Origin of the sequence: Brevibacterium sp. 239c (assembly GCF_900169365.1) — a bacterium.
Taxonomy (GTDB): Bacteria; Actinomycetota; Actinomycetes; order Actinomycetales; family Brevibacteriaceae; genus Brevibacterium.
In genome coordinates this window covers 22,126-40,226 of sequence record NZ_FXZH01000029.1, presented here as the reverse complement: position 1 = coordinate 40,226, position 18,101 = coordinate 22,126, and the positions used below count along the sequence as shown (strand labels likewise).

The 18,101-nt window shown below is 60.0% G+C and carries 16 protein-coding genes; 3 read left to right on the top strand and 13 right to left on the bottom strand.

Annotation, left to right across the window (positions count from 1 at the left end; translation table 11 throughout):
• Window positions 1-89: 89 nt before the first annotated feature.
• Complete coding sequence (locus BSP239C_RS19010) at window positions 90-470, top strand: FAD-binding oxidoreductase (RefSeq protein ID WP_219618932.1); 381 nt, start codon at window positions 90-92, stop codon at window positions 468-470.
• A gap of 153 nt (window positions 471-623) precedes the next feature.
• Window positions 624-1,961, top strand: a complete 1,338-nt coding sequence (locus BSP239C_RS19005; RefSeq protein ID WP_101574913.1) for an MFS transporter — start codon at window positions 624-626, stop codon at window positions 1,959-1,961.
• A gap of 94 nt (window positions 1,962-2,055) precedes the next feature.
• Here BSP239C_RS19005 and BSP239C_RS19000 read toward each other — a convergent pair whose 3' ends face one another.
• Complete coding sequence (locus BSP239C_RS19000) at window positions 2,056-3,282, bottom strand: CdaR family transcriptional regulator (protein ID WP_145997502.1); 1,227 nt, start codon at window positions 3,280-3,282, stop codon at window positions 2,056-2,058.
• 119 nt (window positions 3,283-3,401) lie between these two features.
• Between BSP239C_RS19000 and solA the strand changes: the two genes are divergently transcribed.
• Window positions 3,402-4,586, top strand: a complete 1,185-nt coding sequence (gene solA / locus BSP239C_RS18995) for an N-methyl-L-tryptophan oxidase (protein WP_180959106.1) — start codon at window positions 3,402-3,404, stop codon at window positions 4,584-4,586.
• 621 nt (window positions 4,587-5,207) lie between these two features.
• Here solA and BSP239C_RS18990 read toward each other — a convergent pair.
• The 12 genes from BSP239C_RS18990 to BSP239C_RS18930 form a co-directional block, all read right to left on the bottom strand.
• Window positions 5,208-6,017 (bottom strand): hypothetical protein, encoded by an 810-nt coding sequence (locus BSP239C_RS18990; RefSeq protein ID WP_101574910.1) that lies wholly within the window; start codon window positions 6,015-6,017, stop codon window positions 5,208-5,210.
• Window positions 6,018-6,023: 6 nt separating this feature from the next.
• The gene (locus BSP239C_RS18985; RefSeq protein WP_101574909.1) at window positions 6,024-7,424 is read right to left on the bottom strand and encodes a hypothetical protein; all 1,401 of its coding nucleotides are present in this window, start codon (window positions 7,422-7,424) and stop codon (window positions 6,024-6,026) included.
• 24 nt (window positions 7,425-7,448) lie between these two features.
• Window positions 7,449-8,255, bottom strand: a complete 807-nt coding sequence (locus BSP239C_RS18980; protein WP_101574908.1) for a site-specific DNA-methyltransferase — start codon at window positions 8,253-8,255, stop codon at window positions 7,449-7,451.
• Entirely contained in the window at window positions 8,252-9,613 is a 1,362-nt protein-coding gene (locus BSP239C_RS18975; RefSeq protein ID WP_101574907.1) for a hypothetical protein, read from the bottom strand. The genes BSP239C_RS18980 and BSP239C_RS18975 overlap by 4 nt, the downstream gene beginning before the upstream one ends.
• A 6-nt stretch (window positions 9,614-9,619) precedes the next feature.
• Complete coding sequence (locus BSP239C_RS18970) at window positions 9,620-10,177, bottom strand: single-stranded DNA-binding protein (protein ID WP_180959105.1); 558 nt, start codon at window positions 10,175-10,177, stop codon at window positions 9,620-9,622.
• 175 nt (window positions 10,178-10,352) lie between these two features.
• Window positions 10,353-10,841 (bottom strand): hypothetical protein, encoded by a 489-nt coding sequence (locus BSP239C_RS18965; protein ID WP_145997501.1) that lies wholly within the window; start codon window positions 10,839-10,841, stop codon window positions 10,353-10,355.
• A 416-nt stretch (window positions 10,842-11,257) separates the two neighbouring features.
• Window positions 11,258-12,133 carry a hypothetical protein gene (locus BSP239C_RS18955; protein WP_101574903.1) on the bottom strand — a complete coding sequence of 292 codons (876 nt, stop codon included), beginning with the start codon at window positions 12,131-12,133 and terminating at the stop codon, window positions 11,258-11,260.
• Window positions 12,123-12,431, bottom strand: a complete 309-nt coding sequence (locus BSP239C_RS18950; RefSeq protein ID WP_101574902.1) for a hypothetical protein — start codon at window positions 12,429-12,431, stop codon at window positions 12,123-12,125. The genes BSP239C_RS18955 and BSP239C_RS18950 overlap by 11 nt, the downstream gene beginning before the upstream one ends.
• Window positions 12,432-12,460: 29 nt before the next feature.
• Window positions 12,461-12,847 carry a hypothetical protein gene (locus BSP239C_RS18945; protein WP_101574901.1) on the bottom strand — a complete coding sequence of 129 codons (387 nt, stop codon included), beginning with the start codon at window positions 12,845-12,847 and terminating at the stop codon, window positions 12,461-12,463.
• A 15-nt stretch (window positions 12,848-12,862) separates the two neighbouring features.
• Window positions 12,863-14,887 (bottom strand): type IV secretory system conjugative DNA transfer family protein, encoded by a 2,025-nt coding sequence (locus BSP239C_RS18940; protein ID WP_101574900.1) that lies wholly within the window; start codon window positions 14,885-14,887, stop codon window positions 12,863-12,865.
• The gene (locus BSP239C_RS18935; RefSeq protein WP_101574899.1) at window positions 14,887-16,464 is read right to left on the bottom strand and encodes a conjugal transfer protein TraC; all 1,578 of its coding nucleotides are present in this window, start codon (window positions 16,462-16,464) and stop codon (window positions 14,887-14,889) included. The genes BSP239C_RS18940 and BSP239C_RS18935 overlap by 1 nt, the downstream gene beginning before the upstream one ends.
• Window positions 16,464-18,101 carry an SCO6880 family protein gene (locus BSP239C_RS18930; protein WP_101574898.1) on the bottom strand — a complete coding sequence of 546 codons (1,638 nt, stop codon included), beginning with the start codon at window positions 18,099-18,101 and terminating at the stop codon, window positions 16,464-16,466. Before BSP239C_RS18930 ends, BSP239C_RS18935 begins: the two co-directional genes overlap by 1 nt.

Genomic DNA, 18,101 nt, shown 5'->3' with positions numbered 1-18,101 from the left:
ATCATTCCCGATCGGTGCTGACGGTGTGGACAGAGTCGAGATACTCATGGTGGTTGTTCCTGAACTCGCCCTGCGAAGGCGGACTTGCTATGAACCGGTGGACTCAACTCACCCTGACACGCAGGGGGTCGGCGATGGCGGAGATGCTTACACGTGTCGAGGACATCGCTCGTCGCAACGAGGTGAGGATCGCGACGATTGCCCACGCCGGGGACGGTAATCTTCATCCGCTGTTCCTCACCCCACCTGGGGATGAAGTGGCCCGAGTCGCTGCCCAGACTGCATTCGAAGAACTGATCGATGCCGCTCTTGATCTCGGTGGCACCGTCACTGGCGAACACGGAGTCGGCCTGCTCAAACGCACCGGAATGTGTAAAGAACTCGGGCCCGAGGTGCTCGAGACGCAGAAGGCGATCAAAGGCACCCTCGACCCACTGGGGCTGTTTAACCCGGGGAAAGTCATCGGCTGAGACAACGCGGAGACCAAGGGTTCAGGGAACAGGCTCAGACCCCTTTTGCTACACCTGTTGAAGGTATCCCAGTGTTCTTCGACTAGACGCTGTAGGTCCTCATCCCGCTGGCGGGAAATATGGGAGTAGTCGATCTGTCGAAGGAGACGAATAATGACGATGTCCAACAAAGCCACGGGAGTCCATAACTCTCACCCTAGTCTGCGGCGCACCATTCTCGGTGCGTCAGTGGGCAACTTCGTGGAATGGTACGAATTTGCCGTCTACGGAGTGCTAGCCGCTTACATCTCGCTGGCGATGTTCCCTACCGACGATCCCGCGACTGCGATGCTCAATACGTGGGCCGCCTTCGGCATAGCGTTTCTCGTCCGTCCCATCGGCGGAGTGATTCTGGCGCGGCTGGGCGACCGCGTGGGACGTCGCCAGATCTTGTTCGTGACGATCTCAATGATGTCGATCGCGACCTTCGCAATGTCATTGATCCCGTCATACTCGGTGATCGGAATCGCAGCCCCGGTGCTGCTGATCTGTGTGCGGATCGCACAGGGAATCGCCGCCGGCGGCGAGTTCTCCGGCGCTGCCGCATACCTCTACGAACATGCCCCGGCCGGTCGGCGTGCCCGGACAATTAGCTGGCTCGGTGTGAGTTCCTTCTGCGCAACGGTGTCGGGGTCCGCAATCGCAACCTTGCTGACCTTTGTTCTCGCCGAGGACGACATGCAGTCGTGGGGGTGGCGTCTGGTGTTCGCCACGGCTCTTCCTCTTGGTTTCATCGGGATCTACATTCGTCGACACCTGATGGAGACTCCCGAGTTCCAGAAGATGCTCGACAAGCCAACCACTAGGGAACCCGCGCCACAGAAGGAGAGCCTCTGGCAAGTCATTCGCGAGAATCTCCGGTCGATCCTGATTTATCTCGGCTTCGGAGGCTTCTATTCCATCGCCGTGTATGTCAGCTTCTCGTCCTACTTCGCGTATCTGCTGGCCAACGGGATGTCTACTGGGTCCGCCCTGGCTATCAATACGATCGCCGGTCTTGTCATCATCGTCGGAATAACTGTCTCTGGCGGTCTGGCCGATCGATATGGGCGCAGACCGATCCTCATCATCTGCACCGTCGTGCTCGCCGCCGTTGTCATCCCCGCTTTCCTCTTGGGTGCTGCCGGATCATTCGGGCAGGGCTTGCTCGGTGCGCTGATATTCGTCATTCCACTATCGGTCTTCATCACCCCGGCCATCATCAACGTTGCGGAGCTCTTTCCCACGAAGGTGCGCGTGACAGCGGGCGCCGCCGCCTACAACCTCACCGTCATCGTCGGCGGCTTCACTCCCTACCTTGCGACCTGGCTGACTCAGACCACAGGTTCACTCCTCGCATTTCCGGTCTTCGTCGCGATGGTGGCCGTAATCGCGCTTGCTGTAGTGGTCTTCTGGTACAGAGATCCCGACACTACAGAAGAGTCGATGCCTGGCCCCGACGTCTCTGACTGAGCTCGCCTGTCCTCCTGTAGGTACAGTCGGGCACGTGCCGGCAAGAGACCTCCCAGGGTCAGGGCAAACGTTCCCTGCATCCTCGACGCATTTCCTATTTGGGAGGTGAGTCGTGTCGGAAATGGCGGCTGCCGAGCCAGAATTGCAGAAGAAATCGTGTCGAACCGTCGTTAAGGTCCAAGCCCGTTGTCGCCTCGAACCTGTCGATACGGTAGTAAACGGTGGTGCGGTGGATACCCATGTCTTCCGCAGTCCGCACTGCATTACCGGCATGGTTGAGGAATGCTTCGACCAAGAGCAGGGTCGACTCCCGCTGCGTTTCGTTGAGCTCGCGGAGTGCCGGTGGAATAAGCGAACTCTCGGGCTCGTCTTTGAGCAGGGCAGCGATTAGTGCATCTGCAGGGTGGTCTGCCCACGCGACGACTGACAGCGCACGTGCACGTCCGACCTTCACGGCGATGGATGCCTGCGCGTGGGATTCTCTCGCCGTTTCCAGATTCGGCTGATTCGCGCCGATCCCGATGACCATTGCGTCCGCGATCCTGCGATCCAGCCGCTCAATCTCGCGGTGAATCGATTCGGCGAGACTGTGGGAATCCGCGGGCGGAATCGATGTTCGTGAGCCCAGCAGTACAGTGAACTCCGAATCCAAATCGGCAGAGGCGCAAGAACTCCGCCACCGTCCCTGCGATGCCTTGAGAAACGCCTCACGGACGATGTCGACAGGGGGTTCGCCGAACTCCGAACGAGACTTTTCGCCAATTATGACCGAGAGAACGACGAAGCTCTTTGCCTCGGCGAACATCCCCCGTTCGCGCATGCTCTGCGCGGCCCGGGACCGGGTGTCCATACGCGGTGACAGGACATCCGAAAGCAGAGCTTCCGACTCTGCCCGCGACTCCGTCATTGACTGAGTTTGCCTGGCCAGCGCTTGCCGAATGTGTTCAGCTCCGTCGAGAGCGATTCTCCGTTCGTCGTCGGTGATGCTCTGGCCGAGTACCCACATGAACCCAAGAAGCTCATACCGCGACCGGAGGGGAAAGCAGAGCCGATCCTGAGTCATCCCGATCTCTGGGTAGGCAGGGACCACGGTGAGCTCTTTCCAGCTCTTGGCTCCTCGACCGAGCACATGGTCGCGAATCCGGCCCGTGATTTTTCGTCCGACCAGTGACGATAACCGGGCCTCATCGACGTCTTCGAAATGCGTGCTCGAACCGATCAGAACCAGGTCTGGGTCGTCTACGGCCACTGATCTCTGAAGCGTTTGCGCGATCTGCTCGATGAGTTCCTGAATCGGCTCGCCTGGCGGCACTGTACTCACCCCATCACAATTGCGACATCTGTAGAAAGAAGTCCGCGGAGTTCAGACACCTTACTCTCGGCACCTCACCGACTATTTGGGAGCATAACAGGAACGACACTTACAGAAAGAGGCTGACCGTGCCCAAACCCTATTCGCACATCGTTATCGGTGCCGGTGCCATCGGTGCCGCAGCCGCATACTGGCTCTCCGAGCAAGGGGCCGAACGCGTCCTGGTCGTCGAGCAGTTCGATCTCATCAACTCCTTCGGCTCGTCTGGCGACCACTCACGGATCATTCGCCATGCTTACCATGACAAGAAGTACACCAAGCTGACGCCTGCGATGTTCGATGCCTGGGGTCAGGTCGAGCGCGAGTCCGGGCTGAAGCTCTACACCCGAACCGGTGGTCTGGATCTCGCAACTCAAGAGGGTACGGGCATGGCTGATCTCGAAGGCTACCGGCGTGCAATGGATGCCGCGGGTATCGCGTACGAGACTCTTGAGGCGGATGCGATTAGACACAGGTACCCCCAATGGCGGACAACCGATGACACTGTCGGGCTGTATCAGGCCGCCGGAGGGATCCTCGACATTCGCAGATCGGTCTCCGCACACATCTCGCTGGCGATGGCTGCTGGAGTCGACTTTCTCCCGCGAACGAAGGTCACCGAAGTGAATGTCAGAGGCCGCGACGTCACGGTTGCGACGAGCGCGGGCACATTCAACGCCGACCACCTCGTCGTCGCTGCGGCATCGTGGCTGGGAGAACTCATGCCAGATCTCGGACTTACCTTCCGCCTCTCCCTCTCTCAGGAGGAGGTCGGCTACTTCACCGGCCTGAATCTCGCTGACTACACACCGGAGAGGTTTCCCATATGGATCTACCACGGGGACGAAGTCTTCTATGGTTTCCCGGTCTACGGGGAAGCGGCCATCAAGCTCGCTCGGGACATGCGCGGACGGTTCATCGCCAGCGAGGAACGGGTGTTCGAAGGCACAGAAGAAGAAACACGCATCCTGCAGACATTTCTCTCTGAGCATCTCACGACGTCGAAATGGAGCCCGCTGCACAACAGGACCTGCGTCTATGACATGCCTGCCGATCGTGACTTCGTTCTCGACACACTCCCCGGGCATCCTCATGTCGCTGTCTTCAATGGTGCCGGGCACGCGGGCAAGTTCGCTAGCCTGATGGGTCATATCCTCGCCGAACTCACCACCGTGGGAGAAACCGAGCACGATATCGCCGCCTTCAGTCTCAGCCGACCCGCTATCGTCGATCCCGACTACTCGGACGCTTTTCGCCTCGGCCCCGGTTCGTAGTGGCGAGTTAACAACCGGCGGCGAGTAGTGGCCGAAAACTGGATTGAATTCGAACCCAGTTTCGTTCCGGACCGATCGGTCACCCACATCGTGTAGAGCTTTGATTTCAGTTGCGGACCCTGCGAAATCGAGTTCTTGAACCACTTACCAGTTAGAGGATTTGCCTGCTTAGGGCTCGGACCATCCCACATCGATTTCAAGCAACTCGGCAGTTGGCGCGATGGAGTTTTCGGTACTACATACCGCTAGTACGTGCGGATGAGCACTTCTCCAATCTCCGTTTCGGCCCTCGTGTCCGGTTAGATGTTACACGTACGCTGCCTACCCGTCGTCTACGCATTCAGAGACGAAGCGGTACCGCATTGGCGGTGTAGAAAAGGCAGGCGTTAATCAGCTATTAGTTGGAGATCCGCACGGATACTTCATTCACTTTCAGCAACCTCTGGGCATCGTGACGTGTGGCTTCAGTCACATCGCGCAGGCGACTTGCCATGTGACGTGTGATGGCATTAATTATCGTCGTCCGAACGTCCTCCCGGTCGCCCTCGCAAAGCGGACGCCCACAGCTGTGTTGTGGGCCATCGACTCATCGAGACGGCTGTGAATAATGGTGCAGTTCGGTCACCAGTGAGGGCTAGTGTCCGCCTCGTGACCGGTCACACCAGGGCCGGCCATCATGTCCAGGCTCGGCCCGGTCACGGAGACCGCCGCCGACCGGTCACGGCCCATATGTTCATCCCAGGCACGTGTCTGAGTGACCCCGGTCGCCCGGTCAACGGTCATCTTCCGGGCCGCAAGCTGACCGGTCACAGACTCCGGTTCCTCCATCAGCGCACTCGATTGTTCGAACCGTGTCCGGGCGCGTGCGTCTAAATCTGGGTCTCCGGACACGGCTCTCCAGGATTCAGTGACCAAGCGTGACCGGTCATATTTTTGACCGGACTCGCCCAGGTCGATCGTGCACGCCGCGTCCTGCTTTGCGTGGGCGTCCCAGTACCGGTTGAGTGCGGTTTCGACCTGGGCCGGTTCTGCCGTCGGTGTCCATGACATCAATGCCGCTTCCCTACTCGCAGCTTTCGTCACGTACATGCTCTGACTGTCCTCGAGCTGCCTGGCCGCAGCCTCGGGCAGTTCGGTTTGAATTGCCCGCTTCACGATTGCCCAGTCCTGACCACCCGTGACGAGATCCTTCGCCGCGACGAGAGCATCGGCGTAGCGTTCCATCACCGCGGCCTCGCCCGGTGCCTGCTCTGCCAAGTCGTTTGCCGCGCGTTCTGCGTCTCTCGCCTGCCCTGTCAGCAGCTTCTGCACGTCTTCCATGTACTCCAGCTGAGACTCTGGTGCCTCAGTGATCCGTTGACCCAGCTGTCTGACGAGACGGACTCGCAGGCCCATCCTGTCACGGACCTCAGCAATATCGGTATCGCCCATGACCGGTCACTTCCACATCTCGAACGTCGACGTCTGCTCGAACTCGACGGTGGGCGGTTCCACCCCGTACATGCTCTGCGGGTCTGCGGACTTCTCGATCATCCACCTCTGCAGGCTCAGTCCCTCACTGGGCTCTCTCGCCTGGTCTGCCAGCGTGAGGGCTGGCATCGCGGGAATCCCGATCCCGGCAGCATAGTCATGCGCCCGGGCACTGTTGACTCCACGGTCATCGACGATGGACCGCTCGACCGATGAGAGTTTCCTCCACCGGTCGCTGAGTTCCTTCTGCTCACGGCTGATGACGTCATAGCAGGCCATCGCCAACGCCTGCCCTCTCAGAGTGGGGGTGCGTGGCAGGTGACGCCGGTCGACCATCTCGTCCCAGTCGAGACGGTCCCGTTCCTGGGCGGCATCAAGGTAGCGGTGAATCTGTTTGATCATTCCGTCCCTCTCCGGGTACCAGTGCATTGGATCCCTCGGAGTCAGACGCAATGCCGCCTCAACACTGGATTGCTCGGTGAGCTTCCCTGCCTTCGTTGCAAGAACCTCCCGATACTCGTGGGGGAACCTCTCGCCCAGACTCCGGCGCAGACACGCCATGAACGGTGTCGTCCGCTGCGCCGCCTGCTGCAGTGCTACCGAGTACGCAGTCAGCGCGGCCGCTCTGCTCGACGCGACCCGCTCATTGGCCTCGAACAACTCACGAAGCGACTCAGGCGTGGTTTCACGTTCTCTCGTTTCCCGGAAGTCCTTGGCTGCAGCCCGGTACTTCCGGGTCGCAAGCTCCACGTGTTCGCCAGCCATTGCGATCTCGCGTTTGATGTAGCGTTCGGCCTCGGCACGCCGCGTCGGTTCCTCCGCCATAGTTTGCCCATGGACGAGTGCGTCGACGATACGTTTGCGCAACAGCACCACGGCTTCATCGGCTTCCACCAGTTCCAGAGGGCCATTCCCGGACTCTCGACGGGTCTGATAGTCGTCTCGCCCCTCGCTCCACCACTGTGCGGCCTCTTCCCGGCCCGGAACCCGCACTGTCCTGCCCGGATTGCGTGCGTCGGCGATCGCATCGCCGACGACCCTTTCAAGGATCTCTGGTGACATCTCCCCGTGGCCGGTGCTCAGATGATCTTCCATCTGGTAGATCAAGACCCCACCGTTTTCGATACGGTCGAGGTCCCCATAGGCGTAACCAACGGCATCGAGACCGAAGATTCCAGGATCTGCGGGTTCACCAGCTTCCCGGGCTTGGCGGCGCAACCACTGTTCGTGATCAGCGAGTTCGCTCCAGCGCTCCCACCGCAGCGCAACATCGTCTGGGGTGTTCCCGTCGACACCTAAGCGCATCGCAGGCCCGGGAGGGGCGGCTGCGAGTTCGGCGTGCAAGTGTTCTAGCTCAGTTGTGTTCATGATCGTTCTCTTTCTCGTGCTGTCTCAGGCGCTCAACCGCGCCAAGTCGCCCATACTCGTGTCGCTGGTAGGTTCTCCGACGGGGAGCACTCCTTGATCGAACCGGCGGGCCATGACCTCGCAGTACTGTTCGTTCTTCTCGATGCCGATCGCTTTGCGCCCCAGCATCCGTGCCGCCGCCAATGTCGTCCCAGACCCTGCGAAAGGGTCACGGATCGTCTCTCCTGGGTCAGTGAACTGAGTCAGGAGTGTGTGCATGAGTTCTTGGGGTTTCTGCGTCGTGTGCAACCGTGACCCGGTCCGGCCCCGATCGAGAACGATCGGGAACGACCACACGGCATGCTTCCCGCCGCCGTTCCACCTCTTCCGACCCTTCGGATGGGCGATAGTGATCGCCTCGAATCCGGTTGCGGGACGGTCTCCGGAGAACTGTGGAGTCGCGCCGAGTTTCACCCACGCCTCGGTGCGCACATAGTCCAGACCCGCACTCGTGAGGTCCTCTCGCCACAGGTGGTCGGACTCGACGTCGGAGAACACGAGCACCCATCGTGCCGCGATCCGTGCGAACTCTGCCGCGCACAGTCTTCGCAAGTCCGCATCCAGGTGGTCGAATCCCAGATCGACGGTACGGCGCACGTCGGCCCCGTAACGGCCCCCACGGTCATTGGCTGCTCTCATCCGCCCCGACCGTGCGTTCGAGTGAATGTGCTCGCCATAGGGCGGGTCAGTGATCACATGGTCCACACGCGAGAACTCCGGCAGGAGGTCGGCGCAATCACCGTGGTAGATCACCACATCGTCATCTTCGTAGTAGGCATCCACCTTGATCACCGGTCCAAGTCCGTACCGGCAACGGCGGGCGCCGGTGTCGGAGGATGACTCAAGTACGTTGCCACCGACGGTGCCGGGGCGCTGTTGTGCATCGTCACTGGCTTGGCTGAGTTCAGTGCACCGACGACGACGCTGCACTGATATGCGACTCGCTCCGAATCGTCGCGCAGCACCGCCACCTCCTGCGCAGTCTCGCCACCGTCGAGGCTGAAATCGTCGCTGCTCTGGATGGACTCGATGCGTTCCTGAGCGTTATAGACCGTCCTGAACTGCACGTCCTCGGCTCGCTCCCGCAGCTCGAGACGCTGCTGTGCGCTGACAGTCACGTCGACGTCTCTCTCGCCCTCGATCACGACGTGGTCGAACGCCGGCCCCATAGACTCCCGGCTCGCCTCCCACACCGGACGGGGCAGCTTGAATCTCACGTCGGCATGCTGTTGAACAGACTCGTTCGGCGCTGGGAACGAATCAATCTCGACCGGGACACCATTGCGCAACGCCCACCAATCACTCGTCGGCGCAGGACCATCCTCATTGGGTACCTCGACGAATTCTTCTTGCTCGAGGTCCGCACCCTCAGGCACTCCCACCGATACCAAGCGAGTTTGAGTATCCCTCCAGTACTCGTGACTGGAATACACCTCGTACTTGGTCTCCTCATTGAGATCAGTTCGACGACAGCTGGGCTTGAGGCGTTGCGCAATCTGCTCACGCAAGAGGTGACCAGCCGCCACCGGTTCATCGAGAGTCAGATTTTCCGACGGTGGCCGATCAAGAGCCGACCACGCCGCAACATCAGCGTTCTGGGCCTCCAAACGTTGAAGACCCCGCCCATCAGCGGCCGTCCAGCTCTCTGGATTGGGTGGCATGCACGAGACCGTCGCCTCCAGGCTGGCTTGCTGCATCGCGCCCCACTCGCGGGTTTGCCGCAGATACGGCATACGCTCAGGGCTCACGACCTCTGCCGTTGTCACTGACATTCCGGCCAACCACGGCCGCAAGTCGCCCTCAGCCGTCGTGATTGCAGTCTGAAATGCCTTCAAGTGTGCAGCACGAGCTGCTGTTTCCCGATGCCCATCCGTGTCTCCAGCGACCTGCAGCACGGTGCTGGATTCTTCATAGATACGAATCGCACGGGACACTCCCGCTTCTGACACGGCTTCAGTCAGCCGGTACCGCAGTTCGTCGTCAATGAGGAATCGGTCTCGTGCGGGACGGTTCATCAGATCTTCGTGCGCATTCGCGAGGCTGATAACCACTTCCCTTCGCATCCGACTGACGACCGCGTCGGCTGCAGCGAGCCGTTCTTTATGCAGATCGCCCCACGGCATGGAACCCGGCTCGAAGGCATCAACCATGTCCGTTCACCGTCCCAGACCGGCATCCGGTGCGTGATCCGGTGGCGGGGGTGGTGAGTACTGCTGATGGACTGCCTGGCCACGATCAGCGAACTGCTGAGAATGCTCCGGATACGGGTCCGGGTTCTGACCCCAGGCAAGCGAGCTCTCCGCTTCGGGACCGCTCACACTCTGGGTCACGTCCTGCTGAATGTCGCGGCCGACGGCGACGCCACCGCGTCCTTGTGATTCGTGCATGTAGCTGGCCGACACGTCGTGGGCGTAGATTTTGTGTCCGACCCGCTGGTTGCCCTGCCCATCAATGTAGGGTTTCGGCACGTAGTTGCCCTCGACACTGACACGTTGGCCCTTCTCGAGCGAGGCGAGAACGTTGTCACGCAGCTTCGGCTGGTCGACCGTGACTTCGTACCGAGTGGCCTTCGCGTCCTTCCACTCCTGAGTGTCCGGATCCTTATACCGTTTGTTGTCCACCACGGGGAACGCCACGAACGACTTCCCCTCCGGACTGTTGATCAGTTTGGGGTCATCGGCGACATATGCTTTGACGGTTCTCTTCTCGGCCATCGTGCTCACTCTCCTCAATCGTGAGTCCGCATTCATTGCGACTCACCAGGAGTACCCACCAGCCGTTCCGTGCCTTCGAGTGACAAACATTTGCACCCGAAACACCGTAAACACAGTGAAAGCGGCGACCTGTGTGATCAGGCCACCGCTTTCCTCTGTTTTGCCCCGCTGATGTTCAGGCGACGATTTCAATATGGGTCGGGCACACGTGGTCACCGTCGTGCCCCAGCCTCAGGCAGCACCCCAACGCGCTTGACGTTGTGTCTCCGCATTCGAGTGCCGCCAGTGCTTCTTGCGCTTCGTCGAACTCGCTCCCAGCTCGAGCAGCTTCCATGCCGAACCGACCCCGATCGTTCACCAGTGATTCGAAAGTGGCGTCGTGAACGGTCTCCACTGTCGCGCGCTCGTCATGGTCTCCCTCGTGACCGGCCCGTCGCCCGCACTCGGTCTCGATTTCCCACTCTTCGCCGTCGGGCCCCGGCGTCAAATACTTGAACACTGCCAAGCACTGCAACCGGTGCAGGTCTTCTGTCGCTTTGTCCCTTCGACTGTTCGCAGCACGAAACGCCTCCAACGCCTCGTGAGCGGCCGCCGATGCCTTATCGAACTCACTCTCTGTCACTGTCACCATCATCTTCACCTTTCTCACCATCACCGGTTTCACTCGCTCAATCAGGCTGGACTATCGAGACCACATCCACGGTCTGCCTCCACGAGCCCGGATCTCACGCGATTGTCGGTCCATTTCGCGGACCCAGCCTGAGTCCTTTCGGATTGTGTGGCTCTCGCCGGGGACGATTGCCGACTCGTATTCGGGCGTCATGGGCCCTTCATCGTGTGGACCCTCATGACCCTTTCGAAGTCCGCACAGGGCCTGCACGAACGCGAAGTCGACACCCTCAGCATCAGGCAACACGCACTGGAACATCTCCTGACACTGCATTTTCTCCAACGCTTGTCGGGCATCGTCGACTTCGGCTCGGGCCTGTCGAGCGGCGTTGACCGCCAGGTGGAACTCCACCGTTGCCTTTTCGAATTCGCTCTCTGTCACCATGACTTCTTCCCTCTAACTCTGCCCGCTCACAGATCCGCAGGAGGCTGATCTTGACTCTCAGCGTCCTCGTCGTCGAATCCTGTCCACGGACCGTCACGGTCCTCGGCCTTCTCCCACACCAGTTCCATCGCCTCGGGCACCTGCGCCACTGTCGTCGTCAACACGGCATCAGACCCACCAGGCACACCATCACCAGTGAGCACAGCTGTTGACTCGCCTCGAGCCTTTCGTCTCGCTCCGGCACCGCCGAGGTTCGATTCCCCCACCAGTTCACCGTTGTCATCCACGACACGCACCCGCACGAACGTCGCTTCTCCGGTCCGCGTGGGCCGGTCCAGTGTCTTCGTCTCGGTCCGCGTGAACACGGTCTGTTCCCACAGCTCTTCGTCGTAGTCGCGCTTCACGACGTCCGGTTCTTGATGAGAGCCTTCCCCGCAACCGCCGAGTTCCGAGACGAACCCTCGCAGACGCATGATCATGGCCTGCAGTTGCGGCAACCACATCCACATCGGATTCACCGTCGGGGTCCCCTCTTCCCATGCTTTCCATTCGAGGTTCATGGCTGCGTGGAGTTCAGCAACGATTTCGGTGTGCCGGAACCAGCACGGAGGGATCACGGACTTGTTGATCTTGAATTCGGCGATCAACCAGTCCACCCACCGACGCAGACCTACCCAGGCTTCTTGCTGGAGCTCGACGGGGATCTCCCGCCACAGCATTCCCAACCATTCCGGATACGTTGTCTGTTCCATCAACCCCATCAGACCGGGATCAACATACGGAGAGGACGACGTGTTCTCATACACCTGGTCCGGGTCCGTGATCTTCGCCAGCAACGCATCAAGGTCACTGGGGTCAACATCGTCGTCGGATTCCGGTGTGGGTTCGGATTCATCGACCATTGGTCCGTCCCTTCTTGTGATACTTCCGTGCTTTCGCCGACACGGCTCCGGCGAGACGGCGCACCATTGCCCCGATCACCTTCGCTGACCGGCCCTCCCCGGTCTCGTCCTTCATCAGCTCATGTGCTGTGGTGTGGCACAGGTCCGAACACAGCCAATACCCCGTCCCACCAGAGACGACTGATGCCGAGCATTGCTCGACCGTTTCGTAGTCGGTGCTGATGGAGTGCCACTCGAGTTCAGCGAACCGGCCACACACCTCACACAGCATCGGTTTCGCATCACTGTTCGCGCTCATCGTGGGTCCTCCACTTGTTGCATCCGATTTCATTTCTTCTCCCACTTCGCTCTGAGGAACGCCACGATCACGAGTGTTGCCCGGCGGCGGTCCCACCCGTGGAAGTCACGTTTGCGGTCCATGATCCGATGCACCGCTTGGTGGTGGTCCCGACACAAGGGCATCAGATCCTCATCAGCCTCTCTGGCCGTCCAGGAGCCGTCAGGGTTCTCGACCACACCGTCATACGACACATGATGCAGATCGAGTGTGCCTGCATCCTCCAGCGAGACTCCGCACACTTGGCAGGCTGGTTCGAAACCAGCAGCACGACGGTCACGGAACCAGCGACGTCGCCGCCAATGCCATTGCTGAGACCGCAGATACCCGCTCTGGTAGGCACTCGACCCGGTGCGGGTGAGGCTGAGCCTGCTCATCACCAATCACCACCATCAGAACATCGTCACCGACGGAGGTTCAGGCTTGTGCTCCGTCCCACCGTCGCTATCGTCGTCCGTTATCGGCGGCGTCTTTTGTTGCGGCTCGGAGGCTTTCGTGTCGGTCTCGACGACTTCACCCACGACAGTTTCTGCCGTCCCAGCTGTGGACAGGTGGTGTTGCCACCGATCGTCTTCGTTGTCTTCGAGTAGTGACTGAGCGTAGAGCTTCTTCGTCATGTTGATCTCGGCTGCGTACTTCGACTTCCAATACGGAGTCAGATGCATGAGCATGGGGCGCTTATTGCGCCAGAAGACGACCGACCAGCCGAACGGCAGACGGTGCAATTCCGAGACTTCGAAGACCTTCTTCTCATGCAATTGTTCCGAGACCGTCGTCCCGTCGTTCTGCCGGGTCCGAGATGCCCGGAGCACCTCACGATTTCCCGCCAGAGTAGACAGCACCTCCAAGTCCTGAGTGTTCGAGGCACCACCCAGTTGGATCTTCACTGTCGCAGCGTCGAACAATGCTGACGCAGCTTGTTCACCCCAGGAGTTGCGCACCTGTGCCATGGATTGGAAGACGGCCATGACACAGATTCCAACACCACCACCGTCAGCCATGAGAGGGACAAGCCCGTCCCAGGCCTTCGTGATGTTCGCGATCTCGTCGAGGACGAGTGCCATTGGCGGGTCGAGTCGGTTGCCTTCGCGTTTGGCCGCGATCTCGCGCCCGCGCTCGGTGATGGCGTCCATCATCGCCACCAGGAAGGCGCCGGCGGACGAGCCACCGGTTTTGGTGCCCATGATGTAGAGGGTGCCGGAGTTCTCGATGTACTCGTCGATGTTGAATTCTTCGTCGGTCCCCTTCGGGGTCATGACTTCGCGAACGGCACCGACGCTGAGGCCGCTGACTGCGTTGGCGACGCCGAACCACTTGTTCGTCCGCATCTTCGGGTCCGACTCGATTTCGGATTCGAGGCTTGCAGCCCATCCGAGTTCGGACATGCCAACTGCTTCGTAGTCGCGCAAGATCTTCACTGCGTCCTTCGCACCCGCTGGTGACGTGCCCCACCGCATCAGTGTGTCGACGCTGGCACTGTCCAGGGCACAGGCGTGGAGCAGGGACTGCATGATCGTGACTGCAGCGGGTTTCCACTCTGAGTTCGACGAATCGTCATTCAACCCGGTGGCCGAGATCAATGACGTTGCTCGCTGGCTTGCGACGATTCCTCTTGTGCACCCAGTGATCGGGGACCATTTCAAGCTCGTCGGCTTTCCGGTCAACCCTTGGGGGTCGAACAGTGTCACTGGGCCTTTGCGCGCACGAATGCTCGCCGTCATTGAATAGTTGTCCGCACGAGAAGACGTGGTGATCACCGGGCCGGGTGCATCGATGATGGCCTTCACGAGGACGTTCACGCCTTTACCCGACCGAGGGGGACCGATGAAGCAGATCGATTCTTCCAACGCGATCCAGGACTGTACGCCTTCAGACCGCCCGAACTCGATGTTGCCCAGCTCGGGAGCAATTTTGGCCAGGCCCACTGCCCGCAGTGTCTTCGCCTGGAGCGACTTGTCGACCATCGTCGGTCTGACGTTCTCAACCGCCTTTCTCGCCGCACGAGGCCCGATCGCTTTGTTCACTTCACGGCGTTTGGCCACACCCCGGCGTTCGCGCAGCCTCTTGATGAAGTACTCATCGGATTCGAGGTAGTCCCGGTATTTCACGATCCCGAACAGCACACCCGCGCTGACGATGAGTAAGGCGACAACCCATACAGTGCCGATCGCCGCGCCAGGTGCGGTGCATCCCGACTCGGTTGTGCCGAAGGCGGCGGCGTCTCCGGTGCCGAAGAAGGAGAATACGTCGAAGATCCCTGACGGTCTCGCCCACGCCCCGCAGGCGAGGCGGTTGACCATCATGGCCAATCCGGTCAGCAGCGCGAGGATCCCAACGCAGGCGGCGACGATGTAGAGAATAATGTCGCCTTTCGACGACACCATCATCTGGTTATCCCGTTCTTGGAACAGTCCCATCACGCCACGTCCTTCCCCGCGCCAGGTGCCGCCCAGTCGGTGAATCTGTGATCTCCGACTGTCACGAACGCATCATCGTCACCGGTGTCGCCGGAGGCTCGCAACCGCTGATCGGTGTCGAAGAGTGGTTCTTCTTCATCGGTGAGGTCATTGCTGACGTGGAACGTTTTCTGTCCCAGCCTCCACAACCCGGTGCCTTTGGGCAGAGTCTTCAACATCTGCCGTTCCTTGTCGTTGAGCTCGAGTTCTTCTGTGGTTGCTCGAAGAGCTGCCGCGTCCTGACGGTAGATGACCTTGATGTCCGCATCGGCAAGAAGTGACTTTGCCATTGCTGCCATCTGGGATCCTTGGTCACCGGCCATGTTCAAGTCCGAGACCTTGTGGAGGATGAGGATGTTGAAGATGCCGTAATCGCGGGCGAGCTTCCAGTTCTCGACCATCCGCTCGAGGTCGGCCCGCGAGGTCACAGCGTCCCAGCCCTCCTCGTAGACAACGAGGCGTTGACCGCCATCCGGGTTTGTGACCATCGCTTCAATCCACGTACCGCAGCACGCCGACGCCACACGTCGACCGGTCTGGGTGGCTCCTCGCAGTGCGGCCGTGTCGATCGACACGGCGGGAACGTCGGATTCGAACGTCACCGTGGACAGTCCATCGAACATGCCGCCGACGTCGCCAGTGTGCAGCCTCTCCAACGACATGACGAGGTCCTCGCAGGCGTCAGAGATCTTCCTCGGTGACTCCTTCTCAGCCACTTTCAACGCCTCGATCACGTCGGGAATGATCATCATTCGCCCCGCACGTTCCGCGATTGCGATAGCGCCCTCGACACCTTCTTGCAAGGCATTGTTCTCGGCCGGAGTGAGGTCGTCTTGTCCGGTGAGGATCTTCACGATCGTCGTCAGAATCGATAGCCGACGGGTACGCACCATCATCGCCCACCCCTCGTCCGAAAGAGGATTACCCATACGGTCAATAGACGGGCGCACACCCTCCTCGAGCGGGTTAAGACGGGTAGGAAGACCCGGACCGATCTGGATGACTTTGCCCTTAAGCCGGTGAATCACCTCAGTCCATTCGCCCTTGAGATCACTGGCGACAGCGAGCTTCTTCCCGAACTGCACCAACCGTGTCGTCCACGACTTCGACAACGACGACTTGCCCGTACCAACGGTGCCAAAGAGCAGCATCGCCATCCCGGAGATGATTCCACGCCGGTACAGATCCCAAGGGTCCGCGCAGAAGAGACCACCACCGTAGAGATCTTCACCAATCGGTGGGCCAGACGCTCCCAGATTGGGTCCTGCACAAAACGGGTACGCCGTCGCAGCCGTATGCCCGGCCACTTTCACTCCCCCGTCGTGCAGGATAGACGCCCCGCGTCCCGAGTGACGACGAGGTTGTCCGCCTGATGACCAGCGTCGTTTCGGGAATCCTGCGTTGAAATCTTTCTTCGGCTGTGACTCGTCCAACTGACGTTGTGCCTCGAGACCCAGTGCACGCACAGCCCTCGCCTGTTCCTTGCGGGTCTTCTTATCACCGTCGATGAAGGCGAATACATTCTGTTGTTTAGCCATTACACACTCAACCTGCCCAAAGGAGTTGCCGATGCCATGAACGCGCTGTCCTGCTGCCCGTACATCACGCGGAGTTCACAATTCGCGCGAGCAGCCGAGGTCTTCAATTGGGAAATGTTGGCATCCATCTCTTCTTCCGAGAACGCGGAGACTGTGATGAGAATCGTCATCTTCAACGCTGCGTGGCCCCGCACGAGTTCCTCTTCCTCTTGGTCCAGGTCCTCGATCTGGCGGTCGTTGCGACGGGTCTTCTGCTTGCCCAACTTCTGTCGGATCGTTTCGTTTGTGCCCCAGGTCGCCCTGGACCGTTCGTTCGTTTTCAACGCCTTACCAATATCGCGAGGCTTCATGTACACGCTGACTGTGTGCCGGAAGTCGCCGGAGAAGATGAACCCGGAGAGGAACCCCAACTGTGCCTGAGAACGTGGAAACTCCGAGATCTTGAACGTTCGATGCAAGGCACCCTCAGACGAGAACGTCGCCAGCGAATCCTTAGCCCACATCGGGCCAGCCGCTGACACGTCGACACCGTCATCGCCGCGCTCGGAGATCTCCACTGACGATGCCGGGTCGAAGGCAGATCGCACCAGAGCCGCCAACGACCGGGGAGAGTGCCACCGAACAACTTCAGTTCCTGACTCAGGCAGGGCCGACTCAATGGCTCCCATCGCCACCAACGCGGTTTCCATGAACCCACGAATTCCACGCCCCGAGGAATGGATGCGCTTCGCCAGTTTCGTCTGGCTCAACACGATGGACATCCACATTCCGTGGACAGGTTGCCCCTCAGCTGCGGAGAGCATGTCCACCAGTGACTGATGCAGGAACGGATCGATCGCTTCTCCCGCTTGGTGGACCTTCTCTCCTGTGTCGGGGTCTTCAGCGACCTGCGCGTTGTTGACTTCTTGGTCGTAGTGGTCAAGGACTGCAGCGCCGGAGACAATCGTGGTCTGGTCCGACATCTGTACTCGCAGTACCCCGTCGATACCGGCGATCGTTGCTTCGGCTTCTGCCCATGCGCGCAATCGTGCCTCTTGGTTATCGAACGATTCGAGACCAAAGGCTTTGTGCGTCGAGATCTGGGCGACGACAACGCCCTCTTTCGCTGTCGGGTCATAAGCGAATGCCGACCCACCGGGCATCTGATACACCAGCAGTTCCCCGAACTCCCCCGGCAACATGAGCCGAGCCGGTTTCAGCGGGGCAATGCGGCCCTTCTTATCCCGAGGAGTGTCCTCACTGCGTCGCGGAGGATCAATGACGTCAAGTTCCGGAAGCAACTGAACACCGTCGTCACCGATAGCGACGTCGATGCCCTCTTCTTCGGGCATGTACTCGTTCTGGCCGGTGCGCCGCCGGGACAAAGAGACCACGAAAACCTGCACCCATTTGAGGAACGATTTACCGAAGACTCGGGGAATGCCCAGGCCACCGAACACGGCAACCGTTCCCGCAGCCGCCAGAGTTCCACCAGGGAATCCTCCAGCGATGACGAAGACCACTGCAATGACCATACCGATGCCGAGGAACAGAACTTGGAGGAAATCGAGCCCAAAGACGACTCCGGTAGATTCCTCACGCCCGAACCGAGCACCATCCCATTCGCTTTCTTCACTGCTCAGAGTTTGTGCACTCAT